Raw genomic sequence first — 15384 nt, 5'->3', positions numbered from 1 at the left:
GCGCTTACAGATTCGCCTTGAAGAAAGCCACGCTTCTGTTCAGGGCGGTGATCAGATTTCGGCTCAGGTCGTGGTTGTCGCCGGGATACACGTAGCTTTGCACGGGCTTGCCGATGGCCTTCAGTTGGGCGGTCAGGCGAGTATGGAAGGCCACTGGCACATCGTTGTCAGCCGTGCCGATGTGGAGCTGAATCGGGCCGCCGAGGTCACTGAGGTAGGAATTGGCCGCCAGCGTATTCCAGAACTTGGGATTGGCTTGCGGCGTGCCGTATTTGGCAACTGCTTTTTGCCTCAGCGCCAGCACCGACTTGGGAATAGATGCTGGAACCGGGCTGCGCCACTCGTTGATAATTTGGTTGTAGTCGCCCACCACGCCCGCCCAAATCACACCTGCTTTCACTTGCCGGTCTATCACCATGGCCCGCAACGTCAGGAAGCCGCCCATCGAGTGGCCCCACATCCCGATTCGGGCCGGGTTTACACGCTTATCGGCCTTGAGGCTTGCTAGGGCGTTCATCACGTCGGTGGTGTAATCGGGGGCGAAATAGCCGCCGAGCGCCTCGCCCTGACTGCTGCCATGCCCCCGGTAATCGCTTTTGAGGGTGATAAACCCGGCCCGTGCAAAGGCGTCTTGATAGGCCACGTAGCGCTCCGTCGTGCGGTACACATTGGGCGGAATGTACCCATGATTGAACACGATGGTAGGCCAGCCACCCTTAGGCGGCGCACCGTTGGGCACGGTCAGGAGGGCATTGATCCGTAGCCCGTCCGACTGGTAGCTCACGACTTGCCGCGAGTAGTTTGCACCCGCACGCAGGTTTTGCTGCACAGTCAGCGCACTGCCCTGAAACGCTTTGGCACGCGCCGCCGGAATACTCATTTGGGCCGCGTCCAGCTTGGCGAGGGCCGCTGCCGACTGCGCCCCCGCTGGAGAACACAGGAGGAGAGCTGAAATTGCCACGCCGAACCCGCGCTGCTTGAACGTCATGGCTCTACCCTAGTGGCAGAGCGCGGCAAAAACGGGGCGCAAGGCCACCAAGACGGCCTAAGTCAGCCTTGAGGTTGTCCTCAAAGGAATCTCAGGAGATGGGTGCAGCTCAGTGCGCCGCCGCGATGGCCCGCACCATCCGGTCTTGCACGCCGCGCAGGGTCAGAATCGGCGTGGTTTCGGGGCCGTTCATCATGATGGCAAAGGCCAGTGTTTTGCCACTTTTGGCCGTGACATAACCCGCCAACGCACTTACTCCGGGCAGCGTTCCAGTTTTGGCCCGCACGTCCAACCCAGAATTCTGCAATCTCAGGGCCATCGTGCCGCCGCGTCCGGTATGGGCGGGATTGTTGTCGCCGGTGCCTGCTCGGGGCAGAGCTTCGGCAAAGACGTTGCGGCGGGCGCGGTACACGGCGGCGGGCAGAGTGGCAGATGCTTTGGCTGCGGCATACGGCAAGTCGTACAGCACGCTCAGTAACTGAACTTGAGTGCGGGCGGTGAGGCGATTGTCTCGGCTCAGGCCGCTGCCATCGGCCAGCTCCACGCCAGTCAGGTCTATGCCCATGCGCCGCAGCGCAGCCCGCTCACGCAACAACGCCCCCGCCAACGTGCCGCGCCCTGATGGTGTGGCGGCCAGTGTGCCCAGCAGTTCTTCGGCCTTGAGGTTGTCGCTGGGTCGCAAAACCGCAGCCAACAACGGCGCGGGCGAGCCACTTCGCACACTGGCAATCCCGTGTTCTGGGCGGCGCTTGACCGGAATCAGCGGGTCGGGCGGCAGGGGTTTACCTTGTTCGTCCACGCGGGCAGGGGCCAGATACGGCGTGAACTTGGGGGCCACGCCCACCCCGTCCGCATCCACCGCGATGCCCGCCCGCCGCAGTTCGGCTATCAGCGCCGCGCCCGCTCTGGCCCGCGCTTCCTGCGCCGATAGAGGTGGGTTGGTGTCCCACTCGCTCAGGCGCACCGCAGTCATGGGCACGCCCACGATCAGGTCAGTCCAGCCGCCCGCCTGCATCGGGGATTCATCGAGCTGCACAGCCTTTACGCGGCGCAGGCCACGCGCGAAGGCTTGTTTTGCCAGTGCCCGCAGGCTGTTGGGGCCGCCCGCCACACTCAGGGTCGGGTCGGCACCGCCACGCAGGGTCAAGGCCGAGACATTCTTTTGCCCCACTTCTGCGGCTGGCACGGTCAGTTCGGTACTCCACCACCCGCCCGCGCCGCCCCGGTCGACTAGCACCGAGGCCGCCGTTACCAGTTTTTGAGTGCTCGCCGGAATCAGAGACAAGTCGGGCTGTTGGGCTTCCAGCACCGCCCCGCCGCCCACTTCGCGTACCAGTATCGAGACTTGCACGCCGTCTGGCACGTCCCGCAACGCGTCGCGCACGCCTGCGCTGAGGCCGGGATCGCGCACCAGATGCACAGCAATGGGCGTGGTGGGCGAGAGGGCCGCCAAGTTGCCAGAAATCAGGATAAGGGTACAAATGGTCAGCAGGCGGCGCACCCGCAGAGGATAGCGTGTGAGGCTTAGGCGGGGTTGTCGTTCTGAGGGTGATTCGTAAAGTCGGCGTTCGCCGCTGTCGTACAGCTTCTGCTTTAACTGCCGCAGTCCTTAGACCCTTAGACCTGCACACGGCATGTCCAACGCCATCCAAATTCAGTCTATCCAATCAAATCCATCCAATTAAACTCTGTACCCATTTCAGCAGCCTGCCCCCGCACACTGCTACAGTCGCTCCCATGAGTATCAGCGTCGATCTGTCCAGCAAAACCGCCCTCGTGATGGGCGTCGCCAACGCCCGCAGCCTCGGCTGGGCCATTGCCGAGCAACTGCTGGCCGCCGGGTGCCGCGTGGGGTTTTCTTATCAGGGCGAGCGCCTGAAGGGAGAACTGGACAAGCTGCTGGCGGGCAAGGAAGGCGTGTGGACGCAGCAGGCCGACGCCACCAGCGAAGAAGACCTGACGGCCCTGTTTGCCCGCGTGAAGGCGGAATTTGGCACGTTGGACATGCTGGTGCATTCCATCGGCTTTGCGCCCCGCAGCGCGATGGAGGGCCGCTTCGTAGACACCACGCCCGAAGACTGGAACACGGCCCTCAGCGTCAGCGCCTACACCCTCGTTTCTGCGGCCCGCCACGCCGAACCGCTGCTGAATGCGGGCGGCAGCATCGTCAGCCTGACCTACCACGCATCTCAGCAGGTGGTGCCCAAATACAACGTGATGGGCGTCGCCAAAGCCGCGCTGGAGGCCGCTACCCGCTACCTCGCCTCGGAGATGGGCGCGGCGGGCGTGCGCGTGAACACCATCAGCGCAGGCCCGATGAGAACCATCGCCGCCCGCTCTATTCCGGGCTTTGGGGCCATGTACGAAAAGGCCGCCGCCGCCGCGCCACTGGGCCGCAACGCCACCCCCGAAGAAGTGGGCAAACTGGCCCTGTTCCTTCTGTCAGATTTGGGGAGCGGCATGACTGGGCAAACGGTGTACGTAGACGCTGGGGCCAGCATCATGACGATGAAAGTGGACTGAGAGGGCGTCGGGGTTGGCGTGTGAACCCCCCATTGCTGACGCAATGCCCTCCCTTAAAGATGGGGACAAAAGCTGTTGCGCTCCCCTTAAGGGGGGCTGGCTGCGAAGCAGACTGGGGGGTTTACACGCCACGTTGGAAGATAAACCCCCCCGTTGCTCACGCAACGCCCCCCCTTAGAGGGGAGGACAGTGCAGGGTTTAGGGGCATCATAGAAGCACCATGACAGCTCTAGACCTGCCCTATACCCTCGACATCTTGCTGCGCCTGCTGGACACCCCCAGCCCTACCGGATTTACGGGCGCGGCGGTGGCCCTGATCGAAGCGGAATTGTCGGCGCTGGGCGTGCCTTTTGTTCGCACACGCAAAGGGGCGCTGACGTGGGAAGTGGCCGGAACGGGGGCGGGTCACGTCACCTTCAGTGGGCATGTAGACACGCTGGGCGCGATGGTTCGGGGCGTCAAGAACTCTGGTCGCTTGCTGCTCAGTGCGCTGGGCGGGTACGACTGGGCCACCGTAGAGGGCGAAGACGTGCGGGTACACACCCAATCGGGGCGGGTGGTCACGGGCACGGTGGTCAACATTCGCCAGAGTTTGCATGTACACGGCGCGGGCCTGCGCGAGCTTAAGCGGGAGCAGAGTGTGATGGAAGTGCGGCTGGACGAGGCCGTGTTTTCGTCTGCCGACACGTTCGCTCTGGGTATGAGCGTAGGCGATTTCGTCAGTTTCGATGCGCGGCCCCGCCTGACGCCCGCCGGATATATCAAGGCGCGGCATCTGGACAACAAGGCAGCAGTAGCGGTTTTTTTGGGCGTCACGCGCACGCTGCTGCACACGCCGCCCGCCCGCACAGTGGCCTTTCATGTCACCACCTACGAGGAAGTGGGACACGGGGCTGCCACTGGCATTCCGCCACACACCGACGAACTGATTGCGGTAGACATGGCCGCCATAGGCGACGGGCAAACCAGCAGTGAACACCATGTGACGCTGTGTGTGGCCGATTCGGGCGGCCCGTATGACCACGAGTTGAGCAACAGAATTAGGGCAGCGGCGGCGCGGGCGGGGATCGCGCTACGTGTGGATATGTACCCCTACTACGCCAGCGACGGCACAGCAGCTTGGCGGGCAGGTGGAGACTATCCGGTGGCCCTGATCGGCCCCGGCGTAGACGCCAGCCACGCCTACGAGCGCACCCACACGGACGCGCTGGAGGCGACGGGGGCGCTGATGTTGGCGTATGTGGGTGGGGGTTGAAGGGCGTCTAAGGGTCTAGGGTCTAAAGGTCTAAGGAGGGTAATCGCGTTGCTCATTCACCCCCTCCCAGCCTCCCCCCTCAAGGGTGAGGGGCAAAAACCCATGCTTTTTACCTTTGCTGTCAGCCCTCGCCCCTTGTGGGAGAGGGGCGCTGCAAAGCAGCGGGGTGAGGGGAGTGAGCAACGCGATTGCCCTCCTTAGACCCTTAGACTAACCACCCAAAACGCCCCTCACTGCAGCACATACCCCGCCGCCACAGCCCGGTATTCCTGCACGGCGGCAGCGGCCCAAGCCTCATCTTTGCCCAATTCCTCGGCCAAAATTGCGGCGGTGCGGGGCGCGGCGTCCATGCTGGCGCGGGCATTCAGCAGCAGGGCGCGGGTGCGGCGAGACAGCAAATCTTCCACGGTGCGTGCGCCTTCCATGCGGATGCCCCAGCGCAGTTCGGCCTCGCTATAGGGCAAGTCGGGGTGAAGCTGAGTTCCGGCGTCTGGCATGGCTTGAATGCGTTCGGCGTCGGTGCCGTAAACCTTCCAGTGATCGGCCCCCTCATCGGTACTGATAGCATCGCTCCAGCCATGCAGTTTCAGCTTGGGCGTCAGCGTCAGGCGTTCGGGTAGGCCCGCCAATCCCTCGGCGCGGGTCACAGTGTCTTCTCCCATGCGGCGGTAAGTCGTCCATTTGCCGCCCGTGAGGGTAATCAGGCCGCCTTCCGAAATCCGGATGATGTGATCGCGGCTGATGGCCTTGGTATCGGCCCCACCTTCTGGCTTGACGAGTGGACGCAGGCCCGCGTATACGCTGCGAACATCGGCGCGGGTGGGCGCGGGCGAGAGGTAGCGGGCCGCTGTGTTCAGAATGAATTCCACTTCTTCGGCCAACGCCCTTGGCTCGAAACTGGCGCTGGGCACGGCGGTATCGGTGGTGCCGATGACCACATGATCGTGCCAAGGCACAGCGAACAGCACCCGTCCGTCATCGGTGCGCGGAATCATGATGGCGCTGTCTCCGGGCAGGAATTTGCGGTCTACGACGACATGCACGCCCTGACTCGGCGAGAGCATGTCGGGTGCGTCGGGTGCGTCCATGCGCCGGATTTCGTCCACCCAGACGCCTGTGGCATTCACCACTGCTTTGGCCCGCACCTCATGCTCCTGCCCCGTCTCAGAGTCGCGGAAGCGTGCCCCCACTACCTTGTCCCCCTCTTTGATCAGACCAGTTACGGGGGCATGGTTGAGGGCTACCCCGCCATGATTTTCTAGGGTTCGCAGCAGCGTAATCGCCAGCCGCGCATCATCGAACTGGCCGTCAAAGTACAAGATGCCGCCCATCAGACCTTCGGGTTGCAGGGTGGGCGTGCGTTTCAGGGCCGCTTCACGGGTGAGGTTTTTGCTGGTGCCGAGATTCAATTTGCCCGCCAGCACGTCGTACAACTTCAGGCCGATGCCGTAAAATGGGCCAGCCCACCAGTCGTAGGCCGGAACCACGAAACCCAGATCACGCACCAGATGGGGGGCATTTTGGCGCAGCAGACCACGTTCACGCAGCGCCTCGCGCACCAGCGATACGTTGCCCTGTGCCAGATAGCGCACGCCGCCGTGAACGAGTTTGGTGCTGCGGCTGCTGGTGCCTTTGGCGTAATCGTGGGCTTCCAGCAGCAGCACACTGTGGCCGCGAGTGGCCGCTTCTACGGCTGTGCCCAGCCCCGACGCGCCGCCGCCGATGACCAGAATGTCCCACTGGGCGGGGGTGGTTGCAGCTTGCAGAACGGCGATTCGGGGATCGGCAGAGACAGGGCGAACAGGCGAAGACATGTCTCTCATTCTGCGCCCTCCGCCGTCAGAGAAACGTCCTCTTGTGCCCAGTCCCGCGCCCGTGACACGGCCCGGCCCCAGCGTTCCATGCGCTGCCCGCGTTCATCGGCGCTGGTGCGCGGCTCGAACGTTCGGTCTTCTTGCCACTGCGCCGCGATTTCGCCCGCGTCCTGCCAGTAGCCCACCGCCAAGCCTGCCAGATAAGCTGCGCCCAGCGCCGTCGTTTCGGTGATTTTGGGACGGACGACAGGCACACCCACGATGTCGGCCTGAAGCTGCATCATCAAGTCGTTTCGGCTGCCGCCGCCGTCTACGCGCAGTTCGGTCAGGGCCGGACTGCCAGCACCACTGATGTCCTGCTCCATCGCCGCCAGCACTTCCGCCACCTGCATCGTGATTCCCTCTAAGGCGGCGCGGGCAATGTGGGCCGCTGTGGTTCCCCGCGTCAGGCCCAGCATTGTGCCGCGTGCGTGCGGATCCCAGTAAGGTGCGCCCAGTCCTGCGAAGGCCGGAACCAACGTCACCCCGCCGCTGCTTTCTACGCTGGCCGCCAATGCCTCCACGTCGCCACTTTCCCGAATGATGCCGAGGCCGTCGCGGAGCCACTGCACGGTTGCCCCCGCCGTAAACACGCTGCCTTCTAGGGCGTAGGTGAGCTGCTGGCCCAAGCGCCAAGCCACAGTCGTCAGCAGGCGGTGCTGGCTGGTCACGGCTTCCTGCGCGGTGTTCATCAGCAGGAAGCAGCCCGTGCCATACGTATTTTTGGCCATGCCACGTTTTAGGCACGCTTGCCCGAAGGTGGCGGCCTGCTGATCTCCGGCAATGCCCGCAATCGGTACTCGCGCCCCCAGCAACCCTTCAGCGGTTTCGCCGTACACCTCGGAACTGGCCCGCACCTGCGGCAGCACGGCGCGGGGAATGTTCAGCAGGGCCAGGAGTTCATCGTCCCAGTCGCCAGTATGAATGTTGAAGAGCAGTGTGCGGCTGGCATTGCTGGCGTCGGTGATGTGCAGTTCGCCGTCCGTCAGGTTGTAGGCAAGCCAAGAATCCATCGTGCCAAACGCCAATTCCCCGCGTTCGGCCTGCTGGCGTGCCCCCGGCACATGGTCGAGCAGCCACGCGACTTTGGTGCCGGAAAAATAGGCGTCCAGCACCAGCCCAGTTTTCGCCTGAAACGTGGCCTCATGGCCCGCCGCCCGCAGAGCGTCGCACAGGGGCGCGGTGCGGCGGTCTTGCCACACGATGGCCCGGTGAATGGGCCGCCCCGACGCCCGCTCCCAGATCACCACCGTTTCCCGCTGGTTGGTAATGCCGATGGCCGCCACGTCTGCCGCCCGCAATCCCGCCCGTGTCAAGGCTTCCTGCGCCACGCCCACCTGCGTGCCCCAAATCTCCTGCGCGTCGTGTTCCACCCACCCCGGCTGCGGGAAAAACTGCGTGAATTCCTTTTGCGCGGCGGCCACCACAGCCCCGGCCCGGTCAAACACGATGGCGCGGCTAGACGTGGTGCCCTGATCCAGAGCCAAGATAAATTTAGACATAAGCGTAGTCCTCCGGCAGATGGTGAATAGTTTGGTTGTTTTGATGGACAGTGCCCGCAGCCTAGCAGCAAGGCTCACATTTGGGCGGCCACTGTTCAGCAATCTGACGGCAAATCAAGGCCTCTTCACGCCCCTCTTGCCCGAACAGCACGGGCGCGGTGCACACTTCAGGCCATTCAAGAAGGAGGCAACACCTATGACTGGCCCCTACGACAGCCCACCTGCCCCTGCCACCGAACCCACCGACATTCCTTTGCCCCGCCGTGACCGCCTGCCCGGTGGCGACGACCTCGGCCCGATGACCGACCCGCCCGTGAATCCAGACACGCCCGGTTTCCCGGAGCCGCAGCCAACAGACAATCCGGATACTCCGGCGTGGCCAAATCCGATGCCGATGCCCGCGATGTAGAGAGGGACGGTGAGTGGTAAGTAGTTAGTGGCGAGTGGGAAGGTCAAGAGCAAGATTGATCTTCAGCGCCGTGCTTTTCCCACTGACTACTCACCACTTACGGTTCCTAGAACTTCATCAGCCCATGCCCCTGCACCCGGAGCCATTCGCGGTGCAGTTTGTGTTGGGGCATCAGGCGGGCCACATGCGCCCAGTAACGCGGCGAATGGTTCAGTTCCAGCAGGTGGGCGGCTTCGTGCAGAGCCACATAGCAGGCCACGTCCAGCGGAGCACGGGCCAAGGCCCAGTGCAGGCGAATTTGGCCGTCAGCGGTGCAACTGCCCCAACGGGTGCGCGTGTCGCTGACTTGCACGGACTTTAGGCGAGAGCGGGCGGCCAGTCCATCGGCGTAGATTTCAACCAGTTCGCGGTAACGCGGCAGGGCAGCGGCTTTGTACCACTCGGTCAGGGCCGTTTCTGGTGTGTCGGAGGGAATCCAAAGCGCCCGCCCGACGCGCTCGGCCTGTGTGCCGGGGCTATTCAGGCGAAGGATCAGCGGCTCGCCCAGAAAACTCAGACTCGCGCCGTCTGACAGAGCAGAAACGGCAGGAATGCGGGCGGCATAAGTGGCGAGATGTCCGGCGGCCCAGTCACGTTTGGCATTCAGAAATTCCAGCAGCGTTTTGTCGGGCACTTGCGTGGGCGCGTGCAAAATAACCTCTCCGGGGCGAACTTGCAGACCCAGCGTGCGCCGCCTCGCACTGCGCTGCACCCGCACCGGCACGCCGCCCACGCTCCAGCCCTCCAAATTGCCCAACCCTGCCGCCGCCATAGCTATAGCAAACCCTAAGCCGGGGCAAAGCGGGTGAGTGCTGAACCAGTCCGGCCTACCGCAGTTCACGGCCCATAGCCCATAGCTCACTGGAATTTTGAACCCAGTTCACCAAATCGGGTTACACTTCAGGGCATGAGCAATTCAGCGCCCGACACCGGGCAACAGGGCGGCACAGGGGCCGTTAAGCTGTCCCAATCGGCGGGCGTGGCGACGCTGACCTTTACCCATCCCAAAGCCGCGTTTGGCCCTGCCACTTGGCTAGAAACCGCGCAGGCGTTGGGGCAGTTGGGAGAGGCCCGCGTGCTGATCTTGCGTGGCGAACGGCATTTCAGTGTAGGGCTGGATGTGAAGGCCACTGCGCCCAGCATTGCCGCCGCCCTGAACCAGCCGAATAAGCACGCCGCGTTTAAGGCTGTGGTGGACGAAATGCACGCCGCCATAGAAGGCCTCGCCGCGCTGCCCATTCCGGTCATTGCGGCCATAGACGGCTGGTGCATCGGCGCAGGGCTGGAATTGGCCGCCGCCTGCGATATTCGCATTGCCACTGCGTCGGCCCGATTCAGCCTGCCCGAAGTGCGGTTGGGCATTACCGCCGATTTGGGCGGCCTGCAACGCCTGCCGGGAATCATTGGCCGGGGCCGAGCCGCCCACCTTGCCCTCAATGCCGAACCCATAGACGCCACCACCGCCGAACGCTGGGGCCTCGTGACCGAACTCCATGCCGATGCCGACGCGCTGTATGCCCGCGCCGAGGCTTTGGCCGCGCACTTGGCCGCCCTCCCGCCCAAAGCGCTGGAAGGCACCAAGCGCACGCTGAATGACGGCCTGCCTCACGCCCAAAGTTTGGCGGCGGCAGTGGACTGGAACGCCGAACATATGACAGCGGAGGGGTTGGCGGGGGCGGTGAAGTGAGGGGCTGAGGGTCAAGGGGCTGAGGGTCTAAGAAAGGCAATCGCTGACGCTCATTCACCCCCTCTGCTAGCGCAGCTCTGCGAGTCCCAACCTCCCCCCTCAAGGGTGAGGGAGCTAAAAGCCCAAGCCCCACACCTATCTCTAACCTTTAGACCCTTCGAATCTAGCCGTTAGACACAGCACCCAGAATCTCACCCACGTTCAACCCAAAAGGAGCGCCACATGACCCAAACTGCCGATCCCGCCACCACTTTTCGCCCTGACCTGCTGCGCGGCAAACACGCCCTGATTACGGGCGGCGGCAGCGGCATCAACCTCGGTATTGCCCAAAGTTTCGCGGCTCACGGCTGCGCGGTCACCATTTTGGGCCGCAATCTGGAAAAGGCGCAGAAGGCAGCGGCGGGCATCGTGGAAGTGGGCGGGCAAGCCCTTGGCGTCAGTGCCGATGTGCGTGATTTTGCCGCCCTGCAAGCGGCAGTGGCCCTCGCTGTGGCGGCTCACGGCGATTTCGACATCGTGCTGGCGGGCGCGGCGGGCAACTTCCCGGCCCCGGTGGACGGCATCAGCCCTAACGGATTTAAGACGGTGGTGGACATCGATTTGCTGGGCACGTATAACACCATCAAGGCTGCCGCGCCGCACATCAAGGCTCCGGGCGGCAACGTGCTGAGCATCAGTGCTTACGGTGTGCCTGTGCCGATGCAGGCGCATGTGGTAGCCGCCAAAGCAGGCGTGGACGCCCTGACCCGCACACTGGCGGTGGAATGGGGCCTGCGCGGAATTCGTGTGAACGCCATCATTCCCGGCCCGATTGACGGCACAGAAGGCATGGCCCGCCTTGCCCCCGACGAAAAAACCCGCAGCCAATTCACGCGCACTGTACCGCTGGGACGTTTCGGCTTGCCCCAAGACATCGCCAACGCCGCGCTCTTTTTGGTATCGGACGCGGCCAGCTACGTCACAGGCGTGATTTTGCCCGTAGACGGCGGCCAGAATATGCTGGGCGGTGCGCCGCAATATCAGATGTTTTTGCAGATGACGCAGTGAGGCAGGGCGTCTAAGGGTTCAAAAGCTTGTTTATAAAGCTCCGTTGAGGTTTCTCACTGCTTAGAAAAGACCGGATGACTGGGCTTTTGACTCCCTCACCCTTGAGGGTGAGGGAGCGCAGCGATTGCCGTTCTAAACGCGACTTATTCAGACGAGCCACCCTTAGACCCAGTACTCCCCCGCACCACCAATGTCGTGGGCAGCAACACGTTGGGCGGCGTCTGGCCCGCAAGTAACGCCAGCAACGCACGTCCGGCCTGCTCTCCTTTTTGGGCGGTGGGCTGGCCTACGGTGGTCAGGTTCAGGGCGGCACTGCTGGGAATGTCGTCGAATCCGATCAGACTCAGGTCTTCGGGCACGCTGAGGCCCAAAGCTGCCGCCGCTGCCAACGCGCCCTGTGCGAGAACGTCGCTCATGCACAGTAAGGCGGTGATGTCAGGGGACGCGGTCAGCAGGGCGTGCGCGGCGTTTTGTCCTCCCTCGGGCGTATTGTCGGCCACCTCGTAGGTAGGCAAAGATGAAGAAGAACTCCCCCGTACAGCGGCGCGGTAGCCCTGCAAGCGGGCCAAAATATGGGTATTGGTGGCCCGGCGTTCCCGCTCCGGCGTCACCAACCCGGCACGCCCATCGGCCCGTAGCGGCAAGCCCAGCACCCCTATAGACGTGTGCCCCAGCGCCAGCAAGTGTTCGGCGGCCAGTCTCGCGCCGTCGGTGTCGTTGATGCCGATGATGGGATAGTCGGTTTCCGGCACGGGCGCTGCGCCCGCCTGACCAGACTGCAATGGATGATCTACCAACACGGTCGGCAGATTGCGCGTGAGGGCGGCGTCCAGCAGTGGGCTGCCGTGCGCGGTGGCGTAGCTGATAAACCCGTCTACGCTGGCACTCCGGGCGGCGTCACCAGCGGGCGCGGCTTCACTTCGGCCCGATAGGAGCAGCAGACTGAGACCCACATCTTGCAGGGCGTGCGCCACTCCGCCCAAAAACAGGCTGGCGGCAGGATCGGCAAACGCGTAGGCCAGCGGCGCGTCGTAGAGCACGCCGATGACTTGGGTACGCCCCCGGCGCAAACTGCGAGCCAAGGGATCAGGCCCGGTGTAGCCCAACGCCGCCGCCTGCTCGAACACCCGTTCTCGCAGATCGGGCGAGAGTTGGTCAGGGCGGTTGTAAGCGTTGCTGACCGTCGCCACCGACACCCCCAATGCCAGCGCCACATCGCGCAGGGTAGTTCGGCGGGCGGGCGGCGTCCTTTTTCCCTCTGCGGCACCCGTCGGCTGCTGTGCCCCCGACTCGGAAGATGGGACGGCGGGCACTGGGGTCTTGGCGGACGGCATAAGGAATGCTACCGTATACCAGAGTACTCTGAATCGTTTCAGATTGACGCACCCCCCTTCTCCCCCATTGCCGCTGCTCTGTAGAGGTTCCGCTATGACTGACGCCGCCCACCTTGCCTCTTACCTGCCCAAACATTCTGAGATGGCCCGGCAAGCGTTGGGGTTGGTATTTCTGACCAACGGCGCAGTGTTCGGTACTTGGGCGGTGAATATTCCCAGCGTCCGAGATGCTCTGCAACTCAATGAAACACAGGTGGGGTTGGCCCTGCTCGCCATCGGATTAGGCAGTCTGTCTACCATGCCCGTCACCGGAAGCTGGACTTCCCGCTACGGCAGTCACCGCGTCACCATGATTTCGATGTTCGCATTTATCTTCGCACTTGCGTTGCCATTTTTAGCTCCGAATCTGATGGTGCTGGCTTTGGCTTTGGCCATCATGGGAGCTGCAAACGGCGCAATGGATGTCGCCATGAACGCGCAGGGCGTCACGGTAGAGCGGGCGTTAGCGCGTCCGGTCATGAGCCGGTTTCATGCCTATTTCAGCCTCGGCAGCGTGACAGGAGCCTTAGTGGGCACAGTGTTGGTGGGCCGTGTGCCCATGCTGACGCACGCCCTCATTGTGGTGGCGGCGGCTGGCTTGGCTGCATTCTGGGCAGGTCGACGGCTTCTCCCCGATCAAGTTATAGCCAGTCCGGTCAGCCCGTCCGAGCAAGGCTCAACCCCTGAAAAAAGTGACACCCACAGCGGCCCCCGCTTCAGTTCCGCCGTTGTGCTGCTGGGCACGCTCTGTTTTTTGGGCATGCTCTCGGAAGGCGCAAACTACGACTGGGCGGCGCTGTATTTCCGCGACACTTTGGGTCTCGCAGGCGGCAGTGCCAGTTGGGGCTATACGGCCTTCGTGATTGCCATGACGCTGGGGCGCTGGTTCGGAGACCGTGTCCGCACCCGTTTGGGCGATGAACGCACGGTGCGCGGCGGGGCGCTCCTCACGGCAGGTGGTTTAGCCCTCGCCCTATTGGTTCGTGATCCTTGGCTGGCTACGCTGGGCTTTGCGCTGTCTGGCTTGGGCCTCAGCAACGTCGTTCCTGTGATGTACGGCACGGCTGGGCACGCGCTCGCTGGGCACGGCATCGCGCAGGTCGCCACCATCGGATATGCCGGGTTTTTGCTGGGGCCACCCGCTATCGGGTTTGTCGCGCAACACATCGGCTTGCCTGCCGCCCTAGGTATAGCGCTCGCTGGAGCAGTCGTTATCGCGGTCTTCGGGGGGCGGGCATTTGCCCTCGTGCAGAAAAAACCACTCCCATCCAAGTAAGGTTGCCCAGCCAAAGGTCGCTCGTACAGAATAAGAGCTGAAGGCAGTCGCGCCGTGAGTCGTAAACGACGCCCAAGGTGAGCTGTCCGGCAAAATGCTAGGCTCCCCGGCATGAATCCAGACCGCTACCGCGTCAAAGCAGGCCAAAACGTTTCGCTTCAGGACTGGGCCACCGATGATGATGGTGGCTACACAAAGGAAGAGGGGAAAGCCCTGCTGGCAGAATATGAAACAGAGTTGGCCCAGTGGCAAGAGCGCTTGTACGCTGAGAGCAAACAAGCCCTCTTGGTAGTCTTACAGGCCCGTGACGCAGGCGGAAAAGACGGCACAGTCAAACAAGTGTTCGGTTCGTTTAATCCCAACGGCGTCCAAATTTCAAATTTCAAAGTGCCCAGTGAAGAAGAACAGGGGCACGACTTTTTGTGGCGTATTCATGCCAAAGCTCCACGCCGAGGCACTATTGGCGTCTTCAACCGCAGCCACTACGAAGATGTACTGGTGACCCGTGTCCATGATCTGATTGATACCAAGACCGCGAAACAACGGTTAGATCAAATCCGTCACTTTGAAGCCATGCTGACCGAGAACGGCACGCAAATCATCAAGTTCTATCTGCATATCAGCCCCGAGGAACAGCAGGAACGCTTGCAAGCCAGATTAGACGACGAGACCAAGCACTGGAAATTTAATGAGGGCGATTTGGCTGAACGGGTGAAGTGGCCCGAATACACCAAAGCGTATGAAGATGCGCTGACGACCAGTACCAAAGACGCTCCTTGGTACGTGATCCCCGCAGACCGGAAATGGTTCCGCGACCTGCTCATTTCACAGGTATTGCTCGCCAAACTTAAAGAGATGAAGCCTCAATATCCGGCCACTACATTTGACCCCAAGCAGGTGAAGATTCCGAACATAGAAGTGAAGTAGGTGCAGCTTTCCAACTATTGTTGACCACTCATCTCATCTGTAAGTAATAGAGATGTACAAGAGAGGCAACATCAGAAAATCTAAATCTCCACAAATTAGTAGTGAGACAATAAGAAATAGCCCCGTCTATAAAAGACGGGGCTATAAACTGAAAAAAACTTCTTGCGAAGTTGTGTTGGAGCGGGAGACGCGATTCGAACGCGCGACATCTACCTTGGCAAGGTAGTGCTCTACCAGCTGAGCTACTCCCGCGGCCGTGTGTCAAACCGATAAAAAAAACCCCCGCGCTGACCGACTTTTCCGGGATGCTGCCATCCGAGTATCATTGGCGCGGCTGCGTTTCACGACCCAGTTCGGCATGGAGTGGGGTGGGTCCACAGCGCTGTGGGCACGGGGGTGTCTTGGTTTGGGGGACTGCTAAATAGACAGTGCAAGACGGTGAGAAGAGCGGGGGGGCAATCAGGGGATAATGGCGGGGGAGGATCAAGACCTCGTCTGATGAGCA

Annotated in this window: 13 protein-coding genes, 1 tRNA gene and 1 rRNA gene; 7 read left to right on the top strand and 8 right to left on the bottom strand. The window is 62.4% G+C overall.

Translation table 11 applies throughout. The features are described 5' to 3' along the window. Positions 1–4: 4 nt before the first annotated feature. Positions 5–988: an alpha/beta fold hydrolase gene (locus E7T06_RS03590; protein ID WP_168733353.1), complete on the bottom strand. Its 984-nt coding sequence runs from the start codon at positions 986–988 to the stop codon at positions 5–7. 109 nt (positions 989–1097) lie between these two features. Beyond that, on the bottom strand, positions 1098–2489 hold the full coding sequence (locus E7T06_RS03585; protein WP_136364488.1) for a D-alanyl-D-alanine carboxypeptidase: 1392 nt from the start codon (positions 2487–2489) through the stop codon (positions 1098–1100). Positions 2490–2725: 236 nt separating this feature from the next. Between E7T06_RS03585 and E7T06_RS03580 the strand changes: the two genes are divergently transcribed. Next, a complete protein-coding gene (locus E7T06_RS03580) occupies positions 2726–3511 on the top strand; it encodes an enoyl-ACP reductase (protein ID WP_136364487.1) in 786 nt (261 codons plus the stop codon). Positions 3512–3731: 220 nt separating this feature from the next. Then, positions 3732–4766, top strand: a complete 1035-nt coding sequence (locus E7T06_RS03575) for a M42 family metallopeptidase (protein ID WP_136364486.1) — start codon at positions 3732–3734, stop codon at positions 4764–4766. A gap of 230 nt (positions 4767–4996) precedes the next feature. Here the strand turns inward: E7T06_RS03575 and E7T06_RS03570 are convergent, their stop codons facing one another. Continuing rightward, on the bottom strand, positions 4997–6580 hold the full coding sequence (locus E7T06_RS03570) for a glycerol-3-phosphate dehydrogenase/oxidase (protein ID WP_136364485.1): 1584 nt from the start codon (positions 6578–6580) through the stop codon (positions 4997–4999). 5 nt (positions 6581–6585) lie between these two features. Further along, entirely contained in the window at positions 6586–8121 is a 1536-nt protein-coding gene (gene glpK / locus E7T06_RS03565; protein ID WP_136364484.1) for a glycerol kinase GlpK, read from the bottom strand. 196 nt (positions 8122–8317) lie between these two features. Between glpK and E7T06_RS03560 the strand changes: the two genes are divergently transcribed. Beyond that, positions 8318–8530: a hypothetical protein gene (locus E7T06_RS03560; RefSeq protein WP_136364483.1), complete on the top strand. Its 213-nt coding sequence runs from the start codon at positions 8318–8320 to the stop codon at positions 8528–8530. Between the two features lie 106 nt (positions 8531–8636). On the opposite strand, the gene E7T06_RS03555 is transcribed toward E7T06_RS03560, so the two are convergent. Then, on the bottom strand, positions 8637–9341 hold the full coding sequence (locus tag E7T06_RS03555; protein ID WP_136364482.1) for a SprT family zinc-dependent metalloprotease: 705 nt from the start codon (positions 9339–9341) through the stop codon (positions 8637–8639). Positions 9342–9476: 135 nt separating this feature from the next. Here E7T06_RS03555 and E7T06_RS03550 point away from each other — a divergent pair, with 135 nt between their 5' ends. Both E7T06_RS03550 and E7T06_RS03545 read left to right on the top strand, forming a co-directional pair. Next, on the top strand, positions 9477–10256 hold the full coding sequence (locus tag E7T06_RS03550) for an enoyl-CoA hydratase/isomerase family protein (RefSeq protein WP_136364481.1): 780 nt from the start codon (positions 9477–9479) through the stop codon (positions 10254–10256). Positions 10257–10478: 222 nt separating this feature from the next. Further along, positions 10479–11303 (top strand): SDR family oxidoreductase, encoded by an 825-nt coding sequence (locus E7T06_RS03545; protein ID WP_136364480.1) that lies wholly within the window; start codon positions 10479–10481, stop codon positions 11301–11303. A gap of 143 nt (positions 11304–11446) precedes the next feature. Here E7T06_RS03545 and E7T06_RS03540 read toward each other — a convergent pair whose 3' ends face one another. Continuing rightward, positions 11447–12637, bottom strand: coding sequence for a LacI family DNA-binding transcriptional regulator (locus E7T06_RS03540; RefSeq protein WP_136364479.1), 1191 nt, complete (start codon positions 12635–12637; stop codon positions 11447–11449). 94 nt (positions 12638–12731) lie between these two features. Between E7T06_RS03540 and E7T06_RS03535 the strand changes: the two genes are divergently transcribed. Continuing rightward, a complete protein-coding gene (locus tag E7T06_RS03535; protein WP_136364478.1) occupies positions 12732–13952 on the top strand; it encodes an MFS transporter in 1221 nt (406 codons plus the stop codon). A gap of 111 nt (positions 13953–14063) precedes the next feature. Further along, positions 14064–14879, top strand: coding sequence for a polyphosphate kinase 2 family protein (locus E7T06_RS03530; protein ID WP_136364477.1), 816 nt, complete (start codon positions 14064–14066; stop codon positions 14877–14879). A gap of 176 nt (positions 14880–15055) precedes the next feature. On the opposite strand, the gene E7T06_RS03525 is transcribed toward E7T06_RS03530, so the two are convergent. Together E7T06_RS03525 and rrf are read right to left on the bottom strand one after the other, a co-directional pair. Then, positions 15056–15131 (bottom strand) — tRNA-Gly (locus E7T06_RS03525). Positions 15132–15158: 27 nt separating this feature from the next. Beyond that, positions 15159–15275: ribosomal RNA gene (gene rrf, locus E7T06_RS03520) — 5S ribosomal RNA — on the bottom strand. Positions 15276–15384: the final 109 nt, after the last annotated feature.

Source organism: Deinococcus sp. Arct2-2 (assembly GCF_004801315.1).
Lineage (GTDB): Bacteria > Deinococcota > Deinococci > Deinococcales > Deinococcaceae > Deinococcus.
This window is presented reverse-complemented; position numbering and strand designations above follow the sequence as displayed.

Coding starts and splice junctions, on each gene's coding strand:
- E7T06_RS03590 (WP_168733353.1), bottom strand. CDS start 988: ATGACGTTCAAGCAGCGCGGGTTCGGCGTGGCAATTTCAGCTCTCCTC.
- E7T06_RS03580 (WP_136364487.1), top strand. CDS start 2,726: ATGAGTATCAGCGTCGATCTGTCCAGCAAAACCGCCCTCGTGATGGGC.
- E7T06_RS03575 (WP_136364486.1), top strand. CDS start 3,732: ATGACAGCTCTAGACCTGCCCTATACCCTCGACATCTTGCTGCGCCTG.
- E7T06_RS03570 (WP_136364485.1), bottom strand. CDS start 6,580: ATGTCTTCGCCTGTTCGCCCTGTCTCTGCCGATCCCCGAATCGCCGTT.
- glpK (WP_136364484.1), bottom strand. CDS start 8,121: ATGTCTAAATTTATCTTGGCTCTGGATCAGGGCACCACGTCTAGCCGC.
- E7T06_RS03560 (WP_136364483.1), top strand. CDS start 8,318: ATGACTGGCCCCTACGACAGCCCACCTGCCCCTGCCACCGAACCCACC.
- E7T06_RS03555 (WP_136364482.1), bottom strand. CDS start 9,341: ATGGCGGCGGCAGGGTTGGGCAATTTGGAGGGCTGGAGCGTGGGCGGC.
- E7T06_RS03550 (WP_136364481.1), top strand. CDS start 9,477: ATGAGCAATTCAGCGCCCGACACCGGGCAACAGGGCGGCACAGGGGCC.
- E7T06_RS03545 (WP_136364480.1), top strand. CDS start 10,479: ATGACCCAAACTGCCGATCCCGCCACCACTTTTCGCCCTGACCTGCTG.
- E7T06_RS03540 (WP_136364479.1), bottom strand. CDS start 12,637: ATGCCGTCCGCCAAGACCCCAGTGCCCGCCGTCCCATCTTCCGAGTCG.
- E7T06_RS03535 (WP_136364478.1), top strand. CDS start 12,732: ATGACTGACGCCGCCCACCTTGCCTCTTACCTGCCCAAACATTCTGAG.
- E7T06_RS03530 (WP_136364477.1), top strand. CDS start 14,064: ATGAATCCAGACCGCTACCGCGTCAAAGCAGGCCAAAACGTTTCGCTT.